Source organism: Mesorhizobium amorphae (assembly GCF_014843845.1).
Lineage (GTDB): Bacteria > Pseudomonadota > Alphaproteobacteria > Rhizobiales > Rhizobiaceae > Mesorhizobium > Mesorhizobium amorphae_A.
This window is the reverse complement of sequence record NZ_JHQS01000125.1, coordinates 15,375-39,194: the sequence shown is the minus strand read 5'-3', so window position 1 is coordinate 39,194 and position 23,820 is coordinate 15,375. Positions and strand designations below refer to the sequence as shown.

The window sequence follows — 23,820 nt, the reverse complement described above, 5'->3', positions numbered from 1 at the left end:
AGTCAGCCCTCCACCTCCTGCCACTGCCGCGTTGCAGCGGCTTTCACGGTCGCTTCTATGACCGCGTTGATATGAGCCGCTTCGGCAAAACTCGGCGAAGCTGATGTGTCGTTCTTCTGGATTGCCTCAATAAGGCGTCGGGCCGTGATCACGAATGCTTCGCCATAACCCAGACCTTGCCCTTGCGCATACCAGAATGGTTCCGCTTCGGGATGAATGCCGCCGATCATGATGCGGCGGAAGCCGTTGCGATCCTTCTGCTCGGCCTCGGTGTAGAGATGGATTTCGTTGTTGCGCTCCCAACTGAACGACAGCGCTCCCTTGGAGCCGATCAGCGTGAAGGCGAGATCACTCTTGTGCCCGGTTGCAGCCCAGCATGAATGAATCGACCCCGTTGCCCCCGACCTGAATTCCACCAGTGTGGTCATCATGTCGTCGACAGTGACATTCCGCATGGCCGCTCCTTCAGCCCGCAGCGGAAAATACGTTCGCGAGGATGCCGCAACGCGGGCAATGGGACCGACCAGCGCCACGGCAATATCGGAAATGTGGGATCCGAGATCGCCGCCAGCGCCGGCGCCGGCCCGGGCGCTGTCGAACCGCCAGGCGTAGGGCAGCTCCGGGGCGTTGGCATAGTCCTGGAAGAAGTGGCCTTCGAAGTGACGCAATTCGCCGAGTTCGCCGCTCTCCACCAGCTTCCTGGCAAATTGCACCGCCGGCCAGCAGCGGTAGACGAAATTCACCATGTTGACCTTACCCGATCTGCTGGCAGCCTCTGCCATCCGTTTTGCCGAGGCAGCCGAGCTGGCGAGTGGCTTTTCGCAGAAGACATGTTTTCCATTGGCGAAGGCGTCGCTGGCGATCTCCTCATGGCTGTCATTGGGTGTAATGATGACCACGACGTCTATGTCGTCGGCGCGGGTAATCTGCTTCCAGTCTGTTGTTGCTTCTGCCCATCCCCACCGGCGTGCACTCTCCTCCGCAAGACGTGCATCGATGTCGGCCAGGCGAACCATCTCGATCCGAGGCATGTTCGGCCAGAGGAAGCCTTCGATGTTCCGCAGTGCCAGGCTGTGGGTCTTGGCCATATAGCCGGATCCTACAATACCGAATTTCAAGCTTTTCACTTTCTGGTCTCCGGAGCTGCTCTGAAGTTCATCGGATGGAACGCCCGCCATCGACTGGTATGGCGAGGCCGGTCATGAAGCTTGCGTCGTCGCTTGCGAGGAAGGCGACGACCGAGGCCACTTCCTCGGGCCTGCCGACCCGGCCGATAGGATGTTTCGACACAACCGCCTGGGTGGCCGCATCTGGATCCTGCGCTGCTCCCAGCCAGGACGTCACCATGCGCGTGCCGATGGCCGCCGGACAGACCGCATTCACGCGGATCCTGTCGCGTGCCAGGTCAAGCGCCAGCGACGCCGTCAGCGTGGTTATCCCGCTCTTCGATGCGCTGTAGGCGATCATGTTCTCCGTACCGCGGATGCCGGTGATCGAACCGACATTGACGATGGCGCCACCACCTGCGGCTCTCAACCGGGGAACCGCTGCGCGGCAACCAAGGAAAACGCTCGTCAGATTGGTGTCGATCATCTCATGCCAGAGTTCGAGACTCGTCTCCTCGACGCCTCCGCTTGCGCGTGCCCCAGCGTTGTTCACCAGAACGTCCAGATGGCCGAACCGCTCGACTACTGTTTGGACGGCCTTTTCCCACGCATCGGATGATGTCACGTCGAGGTAGACCGAAAAAGCGCCGTCCACATCTACCGATGACGGGGCACGCCTGTGCGCGGCAGCCACCTGGCCGCCTTCACGCTGGATCCTGCGTATGGTCTCCAGCCCGATGCCCGTCGATGCGCCGGTGACCATTACGACCTTGCCGTCGAACCGCTTCATTGGACCGCTTTGCATAGCATTTCAATTTTCATCTTCTCTTGCTTCGTTTTTTGCCTTAGAAGCGATCATCTGGCTCCCCGGAACGACAGCGCAGCCTCACTCAGAACCCAAAATGCATAGCTAGTCAAGATTCAGGAACATAGAAAATGGCTCAGACAGTCTCACTTACCGCTGCGCAGGCGGTCGTCCGTTTCCTCAAGTCGCAATATTCAGACTATGACGGACTGCAGGAACGTCTGATTGGCGGAATGTTTGGGATCTTCGGACACGGCAACGTCGCCGGCATGGGTGAGGCGCTTGAGGAGTATGGCGACGATCTGCCCTTCTACCAGGCGAAGAACGAGCAATCGATGGTTCACGCCGCCATGGGCTATGCCAAGGCAAAAAACAGGCGCGCCACGCTTGCCTGCTCCGCCTCGATCGGTCCAGGCTCAACCAACATGCTCACAGGGGCGGCGACGGCCACGATCAACCGGATTCCGGTGCTGCTTCTGCCTTCTGACATCTTCGCGCATCGCAGGCCCGGGACGGTCCTTCAGCTTCTCGAACATCCGCTTGAAGCTGATCTGTCGGTCAACGATGCATTCCGGCCGCTGTCCCGGTTCTTCGACCGGATCTCACGCCCTGAACAGCTGCTGACAGCGTTGCCGGAGGCCATGCGCATTCTTGTCGACCCGGCAAATACGGGCGCCGTCACCATTTCACTTCCGCAGGATGTCCAGGGCGAGGCGTTTTCCTGTCCGGCAGGTTTCTTCGACAGGCGCGTATGGCGTGTTCGCCGGGCAAGTCCGAATGCAGACGAGATTGCACGTGCCGCGGATCTGATCGCGCACTCCAGTCGGCCTCTCGTCATTGCTGGCGGGGGAGTCCGGTATGCCGAGGCCGAAGCTGAGCTTGTGGCCTTCTGCAACCGCTTCGGCATCCCTGTCATGGAAACGTTCGCCGGCAAGGGCGTTTCGCAGGGTGCATCGCTGCTTCTGGGAGGCGGCGGCACAACAGGAACGGGGGCGGCCGCGCGGGTTGGTGAAAAGGCCGACCTGGTGATTGCAATAGGCACGCGCCTCACGGATTTTACCACGGCATCCCGGTCGCATTTCAACAGCGAGACCCGCTACCTCTCACTCAATGTCAACGCGCAGGATGCCTACAAGCTCGGTGCAGAGCCCGTTGTCGCTGACGCCAAACTCGCCCTTGCCGCGCTTGGCGAGGCGCTGTCGGCCAGAGGCTATGCAACCACGCACAGCTTCCGAAACGAGGTTCGTGGCGCAGTCGATACCTGGCTGGAAGACTATCGCGCATCCATCTCGCACGAGCAGGGAGCGCCTCTCAAGCAGGGAACGATCATCGCCATGGTCAACCAGGCGGCTGTGAAGGGTGACGTAGTGATTGCCGCCGCCGGCACGCCACCAGGCGAGATCATGAAGGCCTGGGATAATTCGGCCGGCAGCGAGTGCTTCATCGAATTCGGCTTTTCGTGCATGGGTCACGAGATACCGGCCGGGCTGGGTGTTGCAATCGCACGGGAAAACAGGGGCACCGTCTTCGTTGTCATCGGAGACGGCACCTATCTCATGGGGCCGACCGAACTGGTGACGGCGGTCCAGGAGGGTGCCCGCCTGGTCACAGTGGTCATCGAGAACTGGGGATTCCAGTGCATCAGGGCGCTTCAGCAGGCCAGCACAGGCGCAGACAACTTCGGCAATGAATTCCGCCGCCGCTCGGCCGAGGGGCGCCAGCCAGACGGTGACTATCTCGACGTCGACTACGCGGCAAACGCGCGATCGATGGGTTGCGCGGTGTTTTCCGCTTCCGATCCAGACGGTCTTGCCGAAGCGCTCGCTCAGGCCAGGACAGTCGACGGTCCCGCCGTGATCGTGGTGAAGGCCGAGAAACGGGGCGGTTCGATCGGGGCCGGCCTGTGGTGGGAGGTCGGCGTCGCTGAAGTTTCCGGTCTGGAACGGGTCCGCGAGGCGCGCAGGCGCTACGAGACCGGTCGCGCCAAGCAGAAGACGCTGGTCTGACCGGAGGGAACCGATGTCCCAGCTGATCGAAGTGCTGCCGGTACAGATGGAGCTGGGCGAGTGTCCTTTGTGGGACCACCGCCGGAATCGTCTCTACTGGGTAGACATCATGCGCTGCACGCTTTTCGAGCTTGACTGGCTGTCTCGTGCTACGCGCACCTGGCCGCTGCCGGCCCTGGGCGGCGGTCTGGCGCTGCTCGGCGCTGATGGAATCCTGGTCGCGGCGCAGACCGGTCTTCTCCGCTTCAGTCCTGCCACCGGACAGTACCAATATATTCTGCATCCTGAAGTGGGCATGCCGACAAACCGGCTGAACGAAGGCAAGGCGGACCCTGCAGGCAATTTCTGGATCGGGTCGATGTCGACCCTGGGCCGTCGGCCCGAAGGCAGCCTCTACCGGGTCTCGCCCGCCGGTCAGATCAGCCGGATGCTGTCTGGAATTCACGTTCCCAACGCCCTGGTCTTCCTTCCCGGTGAGGAGGTCATTTTTACCGACAGCCATATGAAGCTGATCTGGCGTTACCATCTCGATCCGCAGAGCGGAGAGCTTGCCGGGCGCGAGGTGTTTGCTGACGACACCGCACTGGCATCGATACCGGACGGCGCGGTCGCCGACACAGAGGGCAACATCTGGAACGCCAAGTTCGGCGGCGGGCGGATCGCCGTCTACCAAGGGCAGGGGCGTCCTCTGGACGAGCTGCTCCTGCCAGCCACGCAGGTAACATCCTGCGCGTTCTGCGGGCCCGATCTCGACTACCTTGCGGTAACAACCGCCAAACGTCTGCTCGACGATGAACAGAGACAGGCCCAGACCGAGGCCGGTAACCTGTTCATCTTCAGGCCGGGTGCAACCGGTCTGCGGGAGCCGGTCAGCCGGATCTGACCGGTGCGGTCGGAGGGGATCGGAAGACCTCGGGCAATTTTCGGTGCGAGGAATCTGCGGAAGCCGGGGTCAGCGGATACCCCGCCTTACGCCGTCTTCCGCAGCATCAATATTGGAAGCGTCGACAATGGCCGGGCCGGTGTAGATGTCGTCAGCCATCGTGAAGCCCTGCGCCACGTGCAGCCACATCTGCTGCACCGAAAGATAACCCTGCAGATATTGCTGGCTGTCGATCGTGGCGACAATGTCGCCAGACCGGATGCCATCGATCTGGGGCTGGGCAATGTCGAACGTCATGTGGGCCCACTGACGTTCGTGGGGGACCAGTTTGCGGGCGTCAATGACCGCCTGTGCTCCTGGAGGACCAAGTGTGAGCACAGCGTCCACGCCGGCATTCTCGGTCAGGTATTCTGCGACGGCCCGCGCGCAGGCTTCCGCATCGCCACCAGGCACACGCAGCCGGTCTGACCTCAGGCCCTTAGTCCCGAAAGCCTGTTCGAAACCCTGATAGCGATCGGAATGGCAGATGTGGTCATGCAGGTAATGATCAACGCACATTCCGCTTTTCGGCGAAAGCTTGCCGATCAGATAGTTGCCAGCCAGGCGGCCCGCATTGGTATCGTCGCCGCCAATGTAAAACAGATAGGGAATGCGTTCGCCTTGCGGCCGCGGGTCCCTGGCGTTGATTGCTATTACCGGTATGCCCCGCTGGATGACGGCACGGAGCGGCGCGTCGACTGCGTCCACGCGCGGAATGGTGGAGATGATGCCATCCGGCTGCGCATGCATGGCTCCCTCGATAAGGCCCGCCTGGATCTCGGGCGAGAATTTGCCAGGCCTCAGGTGCTCGACATCGACATCATAGCGCTCCGCAGCGTCCATAAGTCCCCTGCGGAAGACATCCCAGAACACGTCGCCGAGGATGTCGTGGGTGATCGCGTAGAACTTCAGTCGTTTAGGTCGCATGCCGGGAAACCCACAAATGCATAGCTATTCATTTATCTTTGTGCTACATGCCTGCCACTTGAAAATCAATCGAAAAGTTGACCCATGCGCAAGTACCGGATCGTCGTTGTGGGAACCGGAAGAATAGCTGCCGTGCACGCCCGCTCCGTTCACCGCAGTCCGTGGCTGGAGCTCGCCGGCTTCGTCGATACCCTTGCACCTGGCAGTCTGCCGTCAGACTGGGGCCTGCCCTGCTTTCCCACGCTGGGCGAGGCCGCAGGGGCAGTAGTGCCCGACGCCATCGTCATCGCCTCACCGACAGACACGCATGTCAGCTATCTGGCGATGGCCGTCGATCTCGGTCTGCCGGCGCTGTGTGAAAAGCCCATCGCCCGTGATCGCGGCTCCATCGAGTCGGCAATTGACCTTGTGGGCAGGTCCGGCCTGCCAGTCATACTGGGATTTCACAGGCGCTTTGATCCCATGCGGCGTGAGGTCCGGAGCCGGATCGCGGCTGGCGGCATCGGCAAAATCGAACACATCCTCCAGCTGAGCCGGGACGTCTCCCTGCCGGATCGGACCGTCACGGCGCATCAGGGCGGTATCGTTGCTGATATGGTGGTCCATGACCTTGACGAACTCCTCTGGCTGGTAGGACGCCAGCCTGACCACGTTCACGCCCGCCTGGACAGGAACGTCGACCCCGGCCTCGCCGGGATCGGGGACCACGACACCGTGTCACTGCAGCTGGAATGGGATGATGGTCCGGTAGGCCATATCTCGGCGACCCGCCGGGCCGTGCATGGTTTCGAGCAGCGGCTTGAGGTCTTCGGGTCCGCCGGCCGCCTTGTCTGTGATGATCCCAGGGTGACCTGCGTCCGCCAGGATTCGGCTGAAGGCACATTGCTGGACCGTCGCGATGCAGGCTTCCAGGAGCGCTATCGCGATGCCTATCAGGCCGAGGTTGACCATCTCGCGGATCTTCTGCGATGCGGAGGCGAGCCCATCTGCAGCCTCGCGGATGGCCTGATGGCCTTCGACCTGGTGGAGCGGGTGGTCGAGGGTGCACGATGACGGTCAGATCTGCGATCGCCTCGACCGGGGGCCAGCCCCCATACTCTGTCCACAGCTGCGAACGTGACATTGTCGATGGCGCACATTGTCGCTAACCTGCCTGCTTGTGCATTGCAATTCAGGGGCGGAGTCTGGTGTGCGGCAGGACGATGAAAACGGCAGCAAGCTGCCGACATTGCTAGATGCGGCTGGCGGCCCTGATGGCCGCGGCAGGGTGCAGCCGTCGTCGATCGACGTGGCGCGGCTGGCCGGCGTGTCGCAGTCGGCAGTATCGCGCGCCTTTACGCCGGGTGCCAGCGTCAGCAAAAAGACGCGCGAGAAAGTGATCGCGGCAGCGCGTGAGCTTGGCTACCAGCCAAGCATCCTTCCGCGCATCCTAGTCACGCATCGTTCGCAGCTGATCGCCATCGTCATTGGCGGAATGTACAATCCCTACTATGCCAACATCTTCGAGCAGTTCACCCGCCAGTTTCAGGCGCAGGGCTATCAGGTCCTGGTGTTCTTCGTCGATCATAACGAGTATTTCGACGCAGCCATTCCCCTGATCATGCGCTATCGCGTTGACGGCATCATCTCGGCGCTGTCCATAATGTCCAAAGACGCTGCCGACGAGTGCGCCCAGATGCGTATTCCCATCGTCCTGCTCAACGGACGGCAGCAGAACAAGTGGGTTTCTGCCGTCTGCTGCGACAATGTCGAAGGCGGCAGGCTGATTGCAAATCTTCTCTTCCAGAAAGGCGGGACGCGATTCGCGTACATCGCCGGCAATGAGACGCTGGCCAATACAGATCGGGAGCAGGGATTTGTCGGGCGCCTGAAAGAGCTGGGTGTCGAGGATGTCGAGATCGTAAAAGGCAATTTCCACTACGAAGGCGGCTATGAGGCCGCCCGTACCCTGTTTGCGGGAGACAGCCGGCCGGACGCGGTATTCTGCGCAAATGACCTGACTGCAATCGGGGCAATGGAATGCGCCCGCGTCGAGTATGGCCTGCGCATTCCTGAAGACGTCATGATTGCCGGCTTCGACGATGCGACATTTTCGAGCTGGCCGTCCTATTCATTGACCACGGTCCGCCAGAATGGAGCGGATATGGTGGACGCAGCCATCGCCGCGCTCAAACAGCGCTGGCAGGAGGGCACCGCTGGCGGCGGCAGGTTACGCCTCGTTCCCGGAACGCTTTGCGAACGCAGGTCGACTGCACGCTAGCCCGGCCGTCTTCCCGATCCCGGCCGGCTGACCCGCCTCCATCCGGCGTGGGGCCCCGTGGACTGTCAGAATCGCTACGGCGATACTCCAGCTGAGGCAAAAATCCTGCGCCCGTGTCCGGATGCGGCTTGACTTTGCATAGCTATTCATATTTTTAGAATGCGCGCTCGACATGATCGGTTTGCGGCGGACAAGACTGCGGAAAACAGGACCCTCGGAATGGCCGGATCGAACGAAATTGGCATAGGCATGATCGGCTACGCCTTCATGGGCAAGTCACACACGCTTGGCTACCGCGATGTGCCTCTCATTGCTCCGGAAGCCGTGCCTCGTCCCAGGCTCGTGTCGCTCTACGGGCGCGATGCGCAAAAACTCGAAGCAGCCAGAAGTCGGCTTGGATGGGAACAGGGTGTCACGGACTGGCGCGATATCGTGGCCGACGACAGGATCCAGCTGTTCGACAATTCAGGGCCAAATGCGCTGCATGTCGAGCCGACGATCGCAGCGGCCCGAGCTGGCAAGCATGTGTTTTGCGAGAAGCCGCTTGGCCCAACCGCAGACGACGCGTTTGCGATGTGGGATGCGGCCCACAAGGCAGGCGTCAGGCATATGTGCGCCTACAACTACCGTTTCTTTCCAGCACTGCAGCTTGCACGTGAGATCATCCGCTCCGGCGAGATCGGCGAAATCCATCATTACCGGTCGCAGTTTCTCGTCTCTTCGTCTCTCGACGAGAAACGCGAAAAAAGCTGGCGCGACGACAGGCAGGCCGCAGGTGCGGGAGCGCTCGCCGATCTCGGGGCGCACCACATCGATCTCTCACGCTTCCTGATGAATGCAGACCCGACGTCCGTGCAGGCCGTTACCAGGATAAAGGTCGGCGCTGCAAGCAATGGCGCACGGATCGAGACGGACGACCAGTTTGCAGCATTGTTCGACTATGACAACGGCGCGCTCGGCGTCGTCGAGGCGTCACGGGTCGCTGGCGGTCATCTTGTTACAAGCAGGATCGAGGTCGACGGGTCGAAAGGCTCGATAGCGTTTTCAATGCAGCGTCTCAATGAGCTGCGTGTTGCCGGAGCCGACAAGGCCTTCCGCACAATCCCGGTCATACGAAGCGCTGATCCCTACCAGTCAAACTGGTTTCCGCCGGGCCATCCGCTTGGCTGGGTAGACACATTCAGCCATGAGGCCGTTCACATTCTGGGTGCGATTGCCGGGTTGCACGAGGTTGCTCCGATCGGAGCAACGTTCCGCGATGGCTACTACTGCTCCGAAATCATTGATGCAGCGATCAGGGCCGCCAACCTCGGTCAGCGCGTCGACATCTCCTACCGACGCGTAGACGAGTGAAGGGGTAAACTGATGCGTATCTTCGTCAGCTGGCCGGGCTTCGATCGCGACGGCGCGACCACAGGCAGATGCCTCGTGGATGCAGGCCATGAACTGGTGCTCGCCCCAAAACTTGGCGTCCGGACGCCAGACGAGCTGACGCATCTGGCGGCAGGCTGTGCGGCTGCGATCGTCAGCACGGATCCATTCACAGCCGAGGTTCTGCACGCGCTTCCCGATTTGCGGATAATTGCCCGGGTTGGGGTCGGCCTCGATTCGATCGATCGCGCCACGGCTGATGAACTGGGAATTGCAATTTCAATCACCCCGGGCATGAACGCCGAGACCGTGGCAGACCACACGCTGGCGCTCATCCTTTCGGCCGTACGCAAGATTCCCCAGCAGGACAACTCGGTCAAGGCCGGGCGCTGGGAGCGCGTAGGTCCATTGACGCCCGGTGAACTGCCGGGCAAAACCGTTGGGCTTGTTGGCGCCGGCACCATCGGGCGCGCAGTGGCGCGCAGGCTTGCCGGTTTCGGGGTCACCGTCTGCTTTTTCGATGCTCTGGTCGACGCGCTTGCCGGCGCCGAAAAAATCAGCAGTTTCGAAGAGCTTCTGGGCCGTTCCGATATCGTCAGCCTCCATGTTCCGCTGATCGCGCAGACCAATCATCTGATCGCCGCAGCCGCGATTGCCCAGATGAAGCCCACGGCCATTCTGGTGAATACATCCCGCGGCCCCGTAGTCGATCAAAAGGCGCTTTTCGAGGCTCTGCGGGAGGGAAGGCTGGGCGGCGCGTGTCTCGACGTTTTCGAAACGGAGCCACCGGGCGCCGATACCCTTCGTAACGTCCCCAATCTGGTCTGTGCAGCGCATATGGGTGGCATCAGCCATGAATCCATAGCGCGCATGACTGGGTCGGCAACACAGTCCGTTCTTGACGTGCTTGCAGGACGAATGCCCGACACGGTCGTCAATCGTGACTCGCTCCGGGGGAGCCAATGAGCGCACATCAGGCCCCTGCGTTTCGCTCGCGACTGCGTTCTGGCGCGCCGCTCATCGGTACGTGGATCAAGACGCCCAGCCGCACTGTCGTTGAAGTCCTTTCGAGCTCGACACTGGATGTCCTGTGTCTCGATGCCGAGCACGCACCTTTCGATCGTGGTGACCTGGACGGGTCGATCTTCGCTGCCCGTGCTCTCGGTATGCCAGTTCTTGTCCGTCCCGGCACGGCATCGGCCGACAGCCTGCTGAACTGCCTTGATCTGGGAGCCGTCGGGGTTGTCGCGCCCCATATCCGCAGCGGCGAAGAGGCCGACCGGCTGGTCCGCAGCGCCTTGTTCGGTCCTGGCGGGCGCGGTTACGCCGGGTCAACCCGTGCGGCAGGCTACACACGCAAACCGATGGCTGAACACCGGGAGCGCTCCACAGAGGACACGGTGATAGTCGCCCAGATCGAGGACCGGGAAGCTCTCGACAATCTGTCTGATATCATTCGCATCGAACGCTTGGACTGTCTGTTTATCGGCCGGGTTGATCTCACCATTTCGATGGGAGCTGCTTCCCCCAAAGATCCGCAGGTGCTGGAAGCCGTCGATGAAATCTGCCGGAAGGCTGCCGAAGCCGGAATGCGCACTGGCATGTTCGTCTCGGATCTTTCTGAACTTCCTGGCTGGCTGTCACTGGGGTCCAGCCTCTTCCTGCTGTCGAGCGACCAGACCTTTCTGCAGGAGGGGGCTCGCTCTCTCCGATCTGCATTCGACATTTCCACCCGCCAAGGCACTGAAACTTCTTTGATGGAACCCAGATCATGAACGTAGCTTTGATAACCGGCGCATCGCGTGGACTGGGTGCCGTCATGGCCCGCTGCATGGCGGCAGATGGCTGGGCAGTGGCAGTCAACTATGCCAGCGACGAAAAAAGCGCCTCACAGGTCGTACGCTCGATCGAGTCGGGTGGGGGCAAGGCATTTGCAGCACGCTTCAGTGTCGTTGACAGGGACCAGCTGCGTGTCGGCCTGGATCAGATACGCGACGCTCTCGGACCGGTCGATCTCATCGTGAACAATGCAACGGGACCGCAGCCGGAAATGCCGCTGATGGAGCAGTCATGGCGGACGTATCTCGACCAGCTCGAGTTCTTCGTCAAGTCGCCGCTTGAACTGCTCCAGCTTGTGCTGCCGGACTGGCGCGCTCGCAAGTCCGGAAGGGTCATCAATATCGGCTCGGAGATTGCCGAGCTCGGCAACCCGAATTTCGGCAACTATGCGTCAGCAAAGGGAGCGATGCTGTCAATGACGCGCTCCTGGGCCAAGGAGCTCGCCCCGGAGGGAATAACGGTAAACCTGGTCGCGCCGGGGTGGATCCCGGTTGAACGCCATGCCGACGCGCCCGAGGCCAGCCGCAGCTGGTATCTCGACCGCACGCCCCTCGGCCATTTTGGCACGCCCGAGGACATAGCCCACATGGTCGCCTTTCTGGCATCGCCGAAAGCAAGCTTTATCACAGGCCAGAAGTTCGCAGTGAATGGTGGCCGGACGCTTCTTTAGGAACCGCGCTCCGGCAACTTTCAGAACACGCCGAGGCAGAGAGACGAAGGTCCGAGATGGTCAAACCGTTGAAGTTCGGCGTTGTGGGTGTCGGAACAGTAAGCATCCGGGGGCTGATCCCCCATCTTGTGCAGGATGACATTCGTGACAGGGTCCTGCTGACGGCATTGTGCGATCCGGTGGTGGACCGTGTCGAGACAGCTGCACACCAGTACGGGATCACCCAGGCATTTACCTCTTACGACGAGTTCCTGGCGCGATCGGATGTCGACGCGATTACCATCGCGACTCCCATCGGCCTCCACTATGAACAGGGCAAGAAGGCCCTGCTTGCGGGAAAGCATGTCCATTTCAACAAGACAATGACCGTCACCACCGCGGAAGCGACAGAGCTTATCGATCTGGCACGGCAGCGAAATCTGCGAATGGTTTCTTCTCCGGGCGAGATGCTCCGTCCTCACAATATCAGGACACGGGAAATGATCCGGGACGGTGCAATTGGCGATGTCGCCTGGGCGATCTGCGGGGCAGCGTTCGATACCTACCACGAGGCCGAACCGGAGCGGGACTTCGGCCCGGGGCGAACTCCGATCGACCCGACCTGGTATTATCGGAAGCCCGGCGGAGGCCCGCTCTATGATATGACGGTATATGCCCTTCACGGTATGACAGGAATCCTGGGACCTGCAAAGGCAGTCACTGCCCTGTCGGGAGTCCGTATTTCAGACCGCAATTTCAATGGAAAGCTTATTCCGACAGAAGCCGACGACAACACACTGATGCTGCTTGACTTTGGAGAGAGTCTTTTTGCGGTGGTGTACGGCACGGCAGCGGGAGGAATCCGCAACTCCCTCGACTTTAGCGGAACCTATTTTGGCACCAAGGGGACCATCGCGGGCCTGACGCTAAATGGCGAGTTCTATGAGTATGAGGGGCGTAACACGGCCATGCTGGCGCCTGACAAAGGTACCAGACCTGGGTTTGGCGGGAACGAATGGATACTTCCAAACATCCTGGGCGTTCACCGTGAGATCCCGGAACAACATGTGTTTGCAGACATCATGCAGCTGGTCGATGTGATATCGACGGGTGGCGAGTCGGTCGCCTCGCCAGAACATGCGCGTCATGTCATAGAAATCATCGAGGCTGCATACAGGTCGGCGAGCTCAGGTTCGCGTGAGATCTTGCGCACGGTATTCTGAGAGCTTCGCTTGGACATTCGTGCCCTGCGAAGCTATCTCGTCGGGCGCCTTCATTCTCCGATAGACTTTCCGAAATCCTTCGCCAGGGACGCTGCCGGAGGTCCGGCTGGCGTCTTGCGCGAACAGGTTCCAACCGAAAGGATCATGCGGTGGGACAGACGGTTTTCATCCCTCGTGAAGTCGATGCGAACGAGCCGCGCGTCGCGGCCTCGCCCGATACGGTGAAGCGGCTGGCAGGGCTGGGTCTGACGTGGTCGTCGAAGCCGGCGCCGGCACGGCCTCGCGCATTCCCGACGACGGAAGAGATCGTCAAGGCCATGGATCACTGATCCGGACGGTCATTCGGTGATATAGGCCGGAGGCCAGACGTCATGCACCTGATACCGTCACTCATCAGGAGGTACGTGTGCCTGATGCCTGGCGAGCAGGCTGGTCCCGAGGCGTGCAATCTCTGCCAGCTCTCCGGTGGTGGCGCCGTCGATGGCCTGGACGGACATGCCCTGAATCAGCGCTCCGAGGAAGCGGGCAAGAACCTGCGGGTCGACGTCAGGCGCAATCTGGCCATCTGCAATGCCCCTTTCTATACGGCGACGGAACAGGTCCAGCGTTTCGGCGCGCATGCCACGCACATGGGCGGCAAGCGGCGAGTGGTCGGGGGAGCAATTGAGGATGGCTGTCGCGATCATGCAGCCACGCGGCGCGCCTTGCCTTGAAAAGACGTCGGCGGTTGTCTCAAGGACCCGCGCAAATGCGCGATGTACGTCGCCTTCTTCTTCAAGGATCTGGCCGGTAAAGGCCCCGGCGTCTGCGCGATAGTCCAGCAATGCTTCCCGGTAAAGATCAGCCTTCGACCTGTAAGCCGCATAAAGACTCTGCGGCGTGATGCCCATGGCCTCAGTCAGGTCTGAAATCGAGGTCCCTTCATAGCCGCGCTCGCGAAACAGCTGCCCCGCCGCTGCAAGTGCCGCATCGCGATCAAATGCGCGGGGCCTGCCCCGCGGTCGGGAAGTATCAGGGCTATTTTTCACAATGATCACTCTAGAATTCTTGCCAGTGCTGTGGCATTCAGGAACGATCACTCAATATATGAGGAGTCGTCCGATTGGCCACCAGTTTCCCGACCGCCGAGCAAGATGAGAGTTTACAGCGACTTTCGTCCGCCTTCGACCGATCCCGCCTCGATGCCGTAATTGACGCGGCACTCGCGGACAGACGCATCGTCGGGACGGTCGTCCTGGTCATGAAAGATGGTCAATTCATCTACCGACGGGCGGCCGGCCTCGCTGATCGCGAACGTGGCGTGCTCATGCAGGAGGATGGCACCTTCCGGCTTGCATCGATCACGAAACCGCTCGTCTCTGCGGCTGCACTACGCCTGGTCGAGACCGGTGCCATGTCTCTTCACGACAACGTCAGCCGCTGGCCGGTCCCAGGCGTGTAAAGCGCTCTTCGCTGTCAGTGATGCTGCTCTTAGCCAAACTCGGCGCTCGATGGATTTGTTCCACTGAGGCAATGGCTCAATCGACAGCCCTCATTGCGGGAACGCTCTTGCCATGGCGGTGTTATTTGAGACGCGTAATCCACCACCTGGAGGACCACCGCGAGACCCGCGTTAGCCACTGGAGGCCCGATTGACGGTCAATTCACGCGCACCAGAAAGGGATCAGCAGCCATGAGCGAAGCTATCAAAACTACAAATCACGAGGTGATCCGAGCATGGGTGGAAGCGCGGGAGGGTAGACCGGCTGTTGTGCGTACCTCAGGAAAAGGCGCCATTTTGCGCATCGATTTCGGCCAAGGCGAAGAGGATCTGGAGCCCATCGAATGGGATGACTTCTTCAGAATACTGGACGCAAACAACCTAGCTTTCCTCCACCAGGATATGACTGAGGATGGAGCCCCCAGCCGTTTCAGCAAATTCGTCGAGCGCCAGCAAGCGGATGAGTCGTGATCTCGCGCAAACATCCCTAGCGGGTACGATTTCCTGGCATTCGGTATCTTCTTTGGGGTTTTGTGCACCCGGCGCAGGCCACAGGTCGTGCGGCCCCCTGATTTACTCCGACTGCTGGCTAGCTTCGAGATCGGATCTTCCGCTTCATGGCGGACGCGTGCCGAACTGGCTCGGCGATCGCATGACGCGTCTTGGCGGGCGATCGATCATCACTACGGCCGCGACGAGTTGTTGCGTCGCTTGGCCCATCCTTTCTGGTTCCCATCTTTCGGTGCCGTGATGGGCATGGACTGGCATCACGACTAGTGTCGTCGGCGCGCTGAAGCGCGGCCTGACGCCGTTCTACGGCGAGCTTGGTATCCATGTCTGCGGCGGCGCGGCGCGCATTCGCGCAAAACTCCGCATGAACTTGCCGCGATCGGCGAACGCGTCGGCTTCGACGGCAGGGGATTGGCGACCGCAAGCCGGCTCGTGCTCCCTCCATGGAACAGGTCCTAGACCACCACATAGACAGCGCTACATCTCGTTGGAACCGATTACACCAGCCTCGCCGTCAGAGAGATTGGTTAGCGACGGTAGTGCTCCAGAGTTAAAGACAACACCGGCTGCCTCTAACGCTTGTCGTATGCGGGCAAGGCTGCCCGGACTGGGAATTCTGCGGCCGATCTCAAACTCGCGGATCGTATCTTCGCTAAGATTGGACTTAGCGCCGAGCCGCACACGGGACCAGTTCAATAGCTCCCGTGCTGCTCGCGACTGCTCTGCCGTCAGGTCTCGCAACCGACACCTCCAGTCCGGCCCTAGATCCGACAGTTTCGTCACCGGCTCAGCTTCTTCGCCTCGCGCTCGAGTGTCGCGTGTTCATTGCCATGGCGTCTGATCAAGTCGCGCACCTGGTCCGTCGTGAGATACATCGCCTTGGCGAAATAGTCGATCTCGTAAGCTTCTCGCCGGAGACCCGGTTGCGATCGCGGAAGTCACGTTTGCGCTTGTCATCTGTCATTTCCACTGCTCCTAAAATTTTCACAAAACGTTATGTACGCTCTGGCTAATATACGCCCGTAGCCTAGAGTCAGTTCCATGCGCAGGCGTTAGGCGCCGGCACCGGCAGCCGGCTGGAGTATTTGTGCGCGGCGAAGGCTGCCAGGACTCGGCCTTCTCGAGCTTCGGAACTTTGAAGTGGTCCAAGGTCCTGCCGAGCTCCGCTGCGACCTCATCGAATTCCGCTGGAGAGATTCGGAGTTCCCGGTGGGCCTCCTCAAGGCCGAGCGGCGTCGCGCCAGGCTTGGTGCCCACGAACTTGAACGGGCCGCCAGAAACGTCGCAGACCCACAGCGTGCGCATGAACTTGAGGCCCGGCAGCCTCTCGAGGTTCTTGGTGTGCCATTTCCGCAGCTGCCGGTTTTTCGACTTTTGGCCGACGATAGGGTTTTTCACGACGGCGTCACTGAAGTTATCCACCACTGCTGCGATGGCGAAAACGCCCCCCAGCCGCTCATAGAGACTTTTCTCAGGCGTGGGTGGTTGTTCTGCCCTTGTGCATTGTCTGCCGGGAGCAGACCGACCTCCCGTGCAGGCCCCTGAGGTTGCCGTCAGCCAATGCCGTGAATTTCGACAGACCCTCAAGCACCGTCTCGAGGTTGGCAAGCTCGCCCTCAACCATGAGAGAGACTTGAAGCGCTATTTGCAGCGCGTCCTGTTCAAAGCGCCCGCGCTCGTTGATGGCAAACTGTACAAGGAGATAGGCAGCAAGAAGCCAGACCGGAATTACTGCGGCGGCAATCAGACCCAGCAGGTGCAATCGAGCTGAAAGCCGAAGCAAATCCAATCCCCTGCGCCCGACGCAGCTCCCACACCATAGATGCGGCGCGTGGATAACCGCAAGCAACTACTTACGGATTGGAATTGAACAAACGTCCGGGCCCTGCCGAGCAATTTTTCCAACGCCATCCCGAAGTTCGGGACTTCAGCGCTCGATCTACTATTGAAAGCGTGTCTCCATCACCGACGATGCAGAGCTTCTTCCGCGCTACCTGCGGTTTTGAGGGGCCTGATCGACACCGCCGACCTTCCGCTCAACCTCTCGCGCGAGATGGATCCAGGACAGTTCAACTCTGGCGGCGATTCGCAAGGGCGTTACCGGTAGGATCGTCAAGGAGATGGAAAGCTGGCCGAAAGCGACGGCGATGCCTTCCTCAAACTGTGGGACAATTTCGGCAGCGTCATCATTGAAGGTATTTACGAGGATTTTGAGCGCCGGGCGCAGTTGATGGCGCTGGCGCGCTTCCGCACCACGTCTTCGGGCGAGGCCAGCGCTCCCCACCTCGGAAAGCACCGCTCTTTCCGGTACCGGCTCCAGCGATCCCGCGAATGGTGTCGGCAGGTGATAACGGTGCGGCAGGCGAACTTGTCGATAATGAAGACGTGGCAGGTTCTTGCGTCGCAGAACTGATTGATTAGGTCATGCTTTCAAGCCCGCGAGGATCCGCTTCGGCGTGAACGGGATGCGGCGGAACCTCACCCCGGTGGCATCGAATACGGCATTCCCAAGAGCGGCTGCGGTTGGTCCCTGCGCCGCCTCGCCCGTGCCGAGAAACGGTTCGCCGGGCCGATCGATCAAGACGACATCGATTGGCGGCACTTCTTCGAAGGTGAGGATTGGGTAACTGTAGCTCTTCCAATCTTCCGACAGCACGCCCGTCTTGTCGAACCTGACTTCCTCCTTCAGCGTCCAACTCAACGACTGAATGACGCCGCCCTCGATCTGGTTCGCGATGCCGTCGGGATTGATGGTCTGCCCGCTGTCGTCGGCGGCAACGACGCGGATGAGGCGGATACGACCATTCTTCCGATTGACCTCGATTTCAACCGCCACCGCTGTCATGGCGGCAAAGTTCTTGTATCGCGCAAAACCGATTCCCCGCCCGCGGCCTTCGGCTTTGCTCCACTGTTCCCACCCGAACTTTTGCGCTGCCGATCTTAGGACGTCTCGCGCACGTTCATCCTTGAGGAAGCGAAGCCGGTATTCTACCGGATCGGCACCCGCCGCGTGCGCCAGATCATCCATTGTCGATTCGATGGCGAACACGTTGGCGTAGGCCCCGAGACTGCGGGTGGAGGAAACGCGAAGCGGCATCTCGCTAATAAAATGCGTGACCACGCGTTGAGCCGGGAAATCATAGAGCGCTATTGCGTTTCGATCAGCGGCGTAGTTGGGCGGACCGCCGTTCTCCGGCACTGGCATCTCAAACGGTTTTGCGAGATAGCGGGCCGACAGCAGATTGCCGGGCTCACCGTCCGGTCGCGTTCCGTGCGGAGTTGACCAGAGTTCCAAATTCCAGGTGAGCACGTTGCCGGAATCATCCACCCCCACCCTGGTCTTGACGACCATTGCCGAGCCGTACGGTTCCCATTTGTGTTCCTGCGGCCTGGTGTATTGCACGCGAACAGGTTTGCCGGGCATCTCGACTGCTAGAAGCGCAGCGTCGGCGGCGGCATCGTCTGCCAAATTGTGACCGTAACAACCCGATCCGGGGATATGCTGGCAGCGGACCTTCGCAGGATCGAGGCCGAGCATTCGCGCAATCGCTTTTGCGGTTTCGAAAACGCTTTGGCTGTGGGTCTGAATTGTAAGCATCCCGTCATCGGCCAGCGTGGCGATGGCGGCCGATGGACCGATCGAGGCGTGCATTTGATACGGCCGTTCGTAAGTCGCCTCCAGCACTCTGGCCGGCGCGTGCTGGGTGCCTGCCGTCTCATTGATGATTTCCTCGTCACGCATCGGCGCGCTACGGAGCCAGTCGAAAATGCCCTCATCGCCCGGTAGGTCGTCCTCGACATCCCACTCGGCATCCTTGGCCAGTGCCGATGAGGCGTCATAGGCCTGGTCCTGTCGGTTGGCGATGATCCCGAGGAAACTGCCGTTGCGCACGACCTTGAGCACGCCAGGCATCTTCTCGACTTTCGAAGTATCAACCTTCTTGAGCTTCGCCTTGTAGGTCGGGGGGCGGACAACGGCACCGTGAACCATACCGTCGGGTCTCTGCTCCTGTATATACAGCGCTTGCCCCGTCATGATGGCCGGGATGTCGAGGCGCGGAACGGATGTGCCGATGTATTTATAGTCGGCGACGTCCTTCGGTTTGACCTTGCCGGTGGCCTTGCGTTCCAATTCTCGCCCGGTGACGAGCTCCCAATAAGTAATCTTGGTTTCGCCTTCGCCGCGGAGCGTCCCGTCCTCTACTGTGAGGCTTGCGATCGGGGCTTTTAGTTTCTCGGCGGCCAGTTCCATTAATATGTGTCGCACCTCCGCCGCCGCCTGCTGCACAGCAGAGGCGCAATTGGGCATCGATTGCGAACCGGCAGTGACGCCTTCGTTCGGCACCAGCGCGGTATCGCCCGAGATCATTCGCAACCGCTTCAAGTCGATGTCGAGTTCATCGGCGCACACTTGCGCAACGGCCGTGACCGCCCCTTGGCCGAGCTCGACCTTGCCGATCATCAGCGTGACCGTTTCGTCGGCACCGATCCTGATCCAGGCACTCAGAAGGGGTGTGTCCTCCAGATCGCCGGCAAGCTTCAACGCCTCGGCCGCGGGCGCGTGGCTGAGATTGCCGGCGATCCCAAAGGAAAGCGTCAAGAAGCCCCCTGCGCGAATTAAGTCTCGCCTATTGAGTCTGAATTGGTGTGCCATCGCGTCATGCCTCGTTGGCGGCACGCAAAACGGCCCGAACAACCCGGTTATGCGTTCCGCACCGGCATAGATTGCCTTGGAGGGCAGATCGGACATCGGCGTCGGTCGGGTGGGGATTGCGCTCAAGGAGAGCGTGAGCTTCCATGATAATGCCGGCCGTGCAGTAACCGCATTGAGCAGCCTGTTCGTCGATGAAAGCCTGTTGCAACCGGCTCGGGCGGCCATCAGTTGTGAGCCCCTCAAGGGTCGTCACCTCCAGGCCTTCCGCCGCCTTCGTCGGGGTAACGCAGGACCGGATGGCCTCTCCATCGAGCAGCACGGTGCAGGATCCGCATTGCGCGCGACCGCATCCGAGCTTTGAGCCATTCACCTTAAGGTCGTTCAACAGAACATAGAGCAGGTCGGCCTCTTCAGGCGCATCGACGCTCACGTCCTTTCCATTCAGCCGAAACGAAATCAACTCAACCTCCTGCACGCAAACGACCTCATCGCTGAGGTGCAGTTTTTGGTCAGACCGGTATCTGGGTCAGATTGTCACGAATTCTCGACTTCTGACCGTCATCATGAGCTTTTTTCATTTTAGTGCCTTCCCTCGCCTGCACGGCCGACCACCAGCCATGGTTTTGATTCCAAGCACTTTCAACGCGAACTAATTCACTAACGCCAAGGGATGCAAAAAAATTCCCCGTTGCGGATAATTCCCTGCGTCGGTGCCATCGGATGTTGCGCTCCCAACCGCGGCCATGGCGTCGTTGGCGGCAGTGGCGCGCGTTGAGGCCGCCACGCTCGCCTTCGCGGACCTGCCGGAATACGCTAATTCCCCTGACGCTCTTGGGTGCCGCCCTTGCGAGCGCTCTTTGGGTATGGTCCGACACCGGCCCGGCAAAATGAGTGCAGGCTAGGAACTGCGACATGGGCGGCCGTTCTATAGCGCCGTTCGGAACGGGCTTGAATGGCTTTTTCTGTTACTCTGGAGCAGACGCCTTTTCCGCCGGCAGAAATGGAGAGCCATGACCGGAATGTTCGCCAGATATCTGCTTCCGGCGCTTCGGGTCGTCTTGCCACAACAACCTGACAGCGCCCAACGGAGATGCATATGACGATCAGCCGAAGAACATTAGTTCAAGCCGCCGCGGCCGCGGCGATCTTGCCGGCGCCCGCGATCGGCCAGGCCACAGCACCCGCGATGCGTCCTATTCCGTCCTCAGGAGAACAAACCCCCGCGATCGGACTCGGCACGTGGATCACCTTCAATGTTGGGGACGATCCGGCGCTCCGGGATGAATGCGCCGACGTGATGGGCGCCTTTTTTGAGGCGGGCGGGCGCATGATCGACTCCTCGCCAATGTACGGCTCGTCCCAGCCAGTCATTGGCTACGGCCTCGACCGGCTCGGCCGGCCGGAAACCTTGTTCTCGGCTGAGAAGGTCTGGACATCGTCCGCCGCGGAAGGATCCGCCCAGCTGGAACGATCGCGCAGCTTCTGGGGCGTTCAGCGCTTCGACCTTCTCCAGGTCCACAATCTCGTCGCCTGGGAAGCGCATCTGCAGACGCTATTCGAGATGAAAGCGGCCGGACAAATCCGCTATGTCGGGATCACGACATCGGAAGGGCGCCGCCACGATCTGTTCAAGGAGATCATGGGGTCTCATCCTCTCGATTTTGCGCAACTCACCTACAACATCGTGGATCGCGAGGCGGAGGAGCAGCTCCTGCCACTGGCAGCCGAACGCGGCATTGCCGTGATCGTCAATCGGCCTTTCCGTCAGGGCGCGCTCACACGGCAGCTTGACGGCAAGCAACTGCCCGAATGGGCAAAAGAGATCGGCACCGCAACCTGGGCTCAATTCATCCTGAAGTTCATTCTCTCGCATCCCGCCATTACCGTCGCCATCCCAGCTACCACCCGGGTCAATCATGTCCGCGAGAACGTCGCGGCTGCGCACGGTGCTTTTCCCGACACCGCCATGCGTAAACAGATGGCGGCTTACGTTCGCGATCTCTGATGTCGGAGTGGTGGACATATCGGCCTGAAGATTTCCTGCTATTCTCCCCGCGCGTGTACTGGCGCATGTTCGAACTGCAGAATGAGGCGCTGTGGCCGTTGCACCTTGTCACGGTCGCCGCGGGCCTGGCGATTTTTATTCTTTTGCTTCGGCGACCGAGCCGTGATGGTAGATGGATCGGGCTTCTCCTCGCTGCGCTCTGGATCTTCGTCGGCTGGACCTTCCTGTGGAATCGCTACGCGGCCATCAACTGGGCGATCTTCTATGTCGCCCCGCTCTTCGCCTTCCAGGCGGCCGGGCTGCTGATCGCCGCCATCATGCCGGGCGGACTGGCCTTCGATCGGCGGGACGTCGTTGGCTGGACCGGGCTGCTGCTCGCAGCCGCCGGCCTCGTCCTCTATCCGCTTTTCCCGCCCCTCGTTGGACGACCGTGGACAAGCGCGGAAGTGTTGGGCATCGCACCCGATCCCACAGTGATCGTGACGCTGGGATTGTTGCTTGCGGCCCGCGGCAAATTGCTTGTATTGCTTTTTCCCATTCCTTCGCTTTGGTGCCTGCTCAGCGGCGTTACGCTTTGGACCTTGGATGATCGGCAGGCCTGGCTGCCCCTAGTCACGGTCGCGATTGTGCTTGCGGCACTTGGGCCGCGCTCTTTGATCAGCCCACCCGCTTCCTAACGTCCGCTCCGCCTCCATTTCGACGAGCGCCCATCTTCGATAGCATGCTTGGAGCGGGCGCTGCGGTCGAGCGGCGGCGGGGAGGAGGGGAGATCCGTTAGGGTCTGGAGGACAGGAGAGCGGCTCCGTCCGCTCGATGCCATTCTGCCGGCGAAGCTGTTGTCACCTCAATCCTGCGATCCGGAGGCTTGCGGATCACGCCGTTCCCCGATGCGGTCCTGCGCGTCGACGACATCCTCCTGATTGAAGGCGACCATGCGGCGCTGGACAGACTGGTCGCACACGCAAAGCTTAGCCTCGAAGGCAGCCGGAAACTGGCGGACAAGACAAAAGCTGGCGTCGAAGCAATAGCAATCGAGGCTGTCGTTAGCGAGACTTCGAGCCTCATCGGCTGGTCAGCGCAGCGCCTGCTCCTCTTTGACCGGTTCAACGTGAATCTGCTTGCGGTACCGCAAGGGCCAACGGCTGGACCAGCGGCTTGGCTTGATCGAGCTCAAAATCGGCGACATCATTTTGCTTCAGGGCGACCAATCATCGTTGCCTGACTTTCTGCGCGAGTTCGGGCTGTTGCCACTGGCGGAGCGCCCACTTCTGCTCGGCAGTCCCAGACGGGGTCTTGTGCCGCTTCTGATCCTGCTGGCCGCGATGGGCACAACTGCCTTCGGCGTCGTCACGGTGCCAGTGGCATTCTTTGCGGCCGCCGTCATGATGGTGCTGTTCAAGGTAATACCCATACGAGAGATCTACGCCTCGATAGACGGACCGATCCTGGTAATGCTGGCGGCTCTCATCCCGGTCAGCGACTCGCTGCGCCGCACAGGTGCAGCAGATGTCATAGCCTCAACTTTGGCTGACGTGGGCGCCGTTCTGCCGGGCTACGGAGCTCTGACCCTCATCCTCATCGCCGCCATGGCGGTTACGCCTTTCCTCAACAACGCCGCGACTGTGCTGGTCATGGCTCCGATCGCCGCTGGCTTTGCGACCAGCCTGCATTACAGGCCCGAAGCGTTTTTGATGGCGGTAGCAATCGGCGCCGGCTGCGATTTCCTGACGCCTGTCGGCCATCAATGCAACACCCTGGTCATGGGCCCCGGCGGATATCGCTTCTTAGACTATTCGCGGCTCGGCCTGCCTCTTTCCGTGATTGTCATCATCGTCGCTGTGCCGGCCCTGATGATCGTCTGGCCGCTGGCCTGATACGATCAAACGTGGACGTTATGTTGGAATAACCCCGAAAATGCAGCTGCCAGGGCAGGACCCTGCCCACTTGTTGGTCCGCGCCCTGACAGCGCGCCAGGGGTGGCCCGGGCGCTTTTGCAGGCCTCGCCCGTGGATCACGGCAGTACTGGTTGAAGTCTGCCCCAAAATCCCCGCCAGGCATCCCCC

22 protein-coding genes and 4 pseudogenes are annotated in these 23,820 nt (G+C 60.7%); 17 read left to right on the top strand and 9 right to left on the bottom strand.

What is annotated here, in order from left to right:
* Nucleotides 1–2: 2 nt before the first annotated feature.
* Nucleotides 3–1,178 carry a Gfo/Idh/MocA family protein gene (locus DH08_RS32230; RefSeq protein WP_210328978.1) on the bottom strand — a complete coding sequence of 392 codons (1,176 nt, stop codon included), beginning with the start codon at nucleotides 1,176–1,178 and terminating at the stop codon, nucleotides 3–5.
* Complete coding sequence (locus DH08_RS32225; protein WP_246801149.1) at nucleotides 1,156–1,896, bottom strand: SDR family NAD(P)-dependent oxidoreductase; 741 nt, start codon at nucleotides 1,894–1,896, stop codon at nucleotides 1,156–1,158. The genes DH08_RS32230 and DH08_RS32225 overlap by 23 nt, the downstream gene beginning before the upstream one ends.
* Nucleotides 1,897–2,042: 146 nt before the next feature.
* On the opposite strand from DH08_RS32225, the gene iolD reads away from it, so the two are divergent.
* Nucleotides 2,043–3,917 (top strand): 3D-(3,5/4)-trihydroxycyclohexane-1,2-dione acylhydrolase (decyclizing), encoded by a 1,875-nt coding sequence (gene iolD, locus DH08_RS32220; protein WP_192183258.1) that lies wholly within the window; start codon nucleotides 2,043–2,045, stop codon nucleotides 3,915–3,917.
* A gap of 13 nt (nucleotides 3,918–3,930) precedes the next feature.
* Nucleotides 3,931–4,800, top strand: coding sequence for an SMP-30/gluconolactonase/LRE family protein (locus DH08_RS32215; RefSeq protein WP_192183257.1), 870 nt, complete (start codon nucleotides 3,931–3,933; stop codon nucleotides 4,798–4,800).
* Between the two features lie 69 nt (nucleotides 4,801–4,869).
* Here DH08_RS32215 and DH08_RS32210 read toward each other — a convergent pair whose 3' ends face one another.
* Nucleotides 4,870–5,766 carry a sugar ABC transporter substrate-binding protein gene (locus DH08_RS32210; RefSeq protein ID WP_192183256.1) on the bottom strand — a complete coding sequence of 299 codons (897 nt, stop codon included), beginning with the start codon at nucleotides 5,764–5,766 and terminating at the stop codon, nucleotides 4,870–4,872.
* A gap of 84 nt (nucleotides 5,767–5,850) precedes the next feature.
* Between DH08_RS32210 and DH08_RS32205 the strand changes: the two genes are divergently transcribed.
* The 8 genes and pseudogenes from DH08_RS32205 to DH08_RS32170 form a co-directional block, all read left to right on the top strand.
* A complete protein-coding gene (locus tag DH08_RS32205) occupies nucleotides 5,851–6,819 on the top strand; it encodes a Gfo/Idh/MocA family protein (protein ID WP_192183255.1) in 969 nt (322 codons plus the stop codon).
* Between the two features lie 235 nt (nucleotides 6,820–7,054).
* Entirely contained in the window at nucleotides 7,055–8,026 is a 972-nt protein-coding gene (locus tag DH08_RS32200; protein ID WP_210328977.1) for a LacI family DNA-binding transcriptional regulator, read from the top strand.
* A gap of 219 nt (nucleotides 8,027–8,245) precedes the next feature.
* On the top strand, nucleotides 8,246–9,379 hold the full coding sequence (locus DH08_RS32195; RefSeq protein WP_192183253.1) for a Gfo/Idh/MocA family protein: 1,134 nt from the start codon (nucleotides 8,246–8,248) through the stop codon (nucleotides 9,377–9,379).
* A gap of 12 nt (nucleotides 9,380–9,391) precedes the next feature.
* Nucleotides 9,392–10,363, top strand: coding sequence for a phosphoglycerate dehydrogenase (locus DH08_RS32190; protein WP_246801145.1), 972 nt, complete (start codon nucleotides 9,392–9,394; stop codon nucleotides 10,361–10,363).
* Entirely contained in the window at nucleotides 10,360–11,172 is an 813-nt protein-coding gene (locus DH08_RS32185; protein ID WP_192183252.1) for an HpcH/HpaI aldolase family protein, read from the top strand. The genes DH08_RS32190 and DH08_RS32185 overlap by 4 nt, the downstream gene beginning before the upstream one ends.
* On the top strand, nucleotides 11,169–11,906 hold the full coding sequence (locus tag DH08_RS32180) for an SDR family oxidoreductase (protein ID WP_192183251.1): 738 nt from the start codon (nucleotides 11,169–11,171) through the stop codon (nucleotides 11,904–11,906). The genes DH08_RS32185 and DH08_RS32180 overlap by 4 nt, the downstream gene beginning before the upstream one ends.
* 56 nt (nucleotides 11,907–11,962) lie before the next feature.
* Nucleotides 11,963–13,108, top strand: a complete 1,146-nt coding sequence (locus DH08_RS36730) for a Gfo/Idh/MocA family protein (RefSeq protein ID WP_192183250.1) — start codon at nucleotides 11,963–11,965, stop codon at nucleotides 13,106–13,108.
* 149 nt (nucleotides 13,109–13,257) lie between these two features.
* Nucleotides 13,258–13,406, top strand: a pseudogene (locus tag DH08_RS32170) (Re/Si-specific NAD(P)(+) transhydrogenase subunit alpha); the annotation flags it as partial.
* A gap of 88 nt (nucleotides 13,407–13,494) precedes the next feature.
* Here DH08_RS32170 and DH08_RS32165 read toward each other — a convergent pair.
* Nucleotides 13,495–14,145 carry a TetR family transcriptional regulator gene (locus tag DH08_RS32165; RefSeq protein ID WP_192183249.1) on the bottom strand — a complete coding sequence of 217 codons (651 nt, stop codon included), beginning with the start codon at nucleotides 14,143–14,145 and terminating at the stop codon, nucleotides 13,495–13,497.
* A 65-nt stretch (nucleotides 14,146–14,210) separates the two neighbouring features.
* Between DH08_RS32165 and DH08_RS32160 the strand changes: the two genes are divergently transcribed.
* The 3 genes and pseudogenes from DH08_RS32160 to DH08_RS35895 all read left to right on the top strand — a co-directional run.
* Complete coding sequence (locus DH08_RS32160) at nucleotides 14,211–14,549, top strand: serine hydrolase domain-containing protein (protein WP_192183248.1); 339 nt, start codon at nucleotides 14,211–14,213, stop codon at nucleotides 14,547–14,549.
* A gap of 231 nt (nucleotides 14,550–14,780) precedes the next feature.
* Entirely contained in the window at nucleotides 14,781–15,059 is a 279-nt protein-coding gene (locus tag DH08_RS32155; RefSeq protein ID WP_192183247.1) for a hypothetical protein, read from the top strand.
* A gap of 181 nt (nucleotides 15,060–15,240) precedes the next feature.
* Nucleotides 15,241–15,533: pseudogene (locus tag DH08_RS35895) on the top strand (DUF763 domain-containing protein); the annotation flags it as partial.
* Between the two features lie 42 nt (nucleotides 15,534–15,575).
* On the opposite strand, the gene DH08_RS32145 reads toward DH08_RS35895, so the two are convergent.
* The 3 genes from DH08_RS32145 to DH08_RS32130 form a co-directional block, all read right to left on the bottom strand.
* Nucleotides 15,576–15,881 carry a helix-turn-helix domain-containing protein gene (locus DH08_RS32145; protein ID WP_345892482.1) on the bottom strand — a complete coding sequence of 102 codons (306 nt, stop codon included), beginning with the start codon at nucleotides 15,879–15,881 and terminating at the stop codon, nucleotides 15,576–15,578.
* Between the two features lie 201 nt (nucleotides 15,882–16,082).
* Nucleotides 16,083–16,520, bottom strand: coding sequence for a globin family protein (locus DH08_RS32135; protein ID WP_345892481.1), 438 nt, complete (start codon nucleotides 16,518–16,520; stop codon nucleotides 16,083–16,085).
* Nucleotides 16,521–16,569: 49 nt separating this feature from the next.
* Nucleotides 16,570–16,887: a hypothetical protein gene (locus DH08_RS32130; protein WP_246801158.1), complete on the bottom strand. Its 318-nt coding sequence runs from the start codon at nucleotides 16,885–16,887 to the stop codon at nucleotides 16,570–16,572.
* Nucleotides 16,888–17,047: 160 nt separating this feature from the next.
* Between DH08_RS32130 and DH08_RS32125 the strand changes: the two are divergent.
* Nucleotides 17,048–17,367 (top strand): annotated as a pseudogene (locus tag DH08_RS32125) (molecular chaperone HtpG); the annotation flags it as partial.
* Nucleotides 17,368–17,520: 153 nt separating this feature from the next.
* Here the strand turns inward: DH08_RS32125 and DH08_RS32120 are convergent.
* Nucleotides 17,521–19,698 carry a xanthine dehydrogenase family protein molybdopterin-binding subunit gene (locus DH08_RS32120; protein ID WP_246801141.1) on the bottom strand — a complete coding sequence of 726 codons (2,178 nt, stop codon included), beginning with the start codon at nucleotides 19,696–19,698 and terminating at the stop codon, nucleotides 17,521–17,523.
* A 58-nt stretch (nucleotides 19,699–19,756) separates the two neighbouring features.
* Nucleotides 19,757–20,227, bottom strand: a complete 471-nt coding sequence (locus tag DH08_RS32115; protein ID WP_345892480.1) for a (2Fe-2S)-binding protein — start codon at nucleotides 20,225–20,227, stop codon at nucleotides 19,757–19,759.
* Between the two features lie 621 nt (nucleotides 20,228–20,848).
* Here DH08_RS32115 and DH08_RS32110 point away from each other — a divergent pair.
* The 3 genes and pseudogenes from DH08_RS32110 to DH08_RS32100 all read left to right on the top strand — a co-directional run.
* Nucleotides 20,849–21,757: an aldo/keto reductase gene (locus DH08_RS32110; protein ID WP_192183245.1), complete on the top strand. Its 909-nt coding sequence runs from the start codon at nucleotides 20,849–20,851 to the stop codon at nucleotides 21,755–21,757.
* A 65-nt stretch (nucleotides 21,758–21,822) separates the two neighbouring features.
* Nucleotides 21,823–22,434, top strand: coding sequence for a DUF6064 family protein (locus DH08_RS32105; protein ID WP_246801139.1), 612 nt, complete (start codon nucleotides 21,823–21,825; stop codon nucleotides 22,432–22,434).
* Nucleotides 22,435–22,583: 149 nt separating this feature from the next.
* Nucleotides 22,584–23,631, top strand: a pseudogene (locus tag DH08_RS32100) (SLC13 family permease); the annotation flags it as partial.
* Nucleotides 23,632–23,820: the final 189 nt, after the last annotated feature.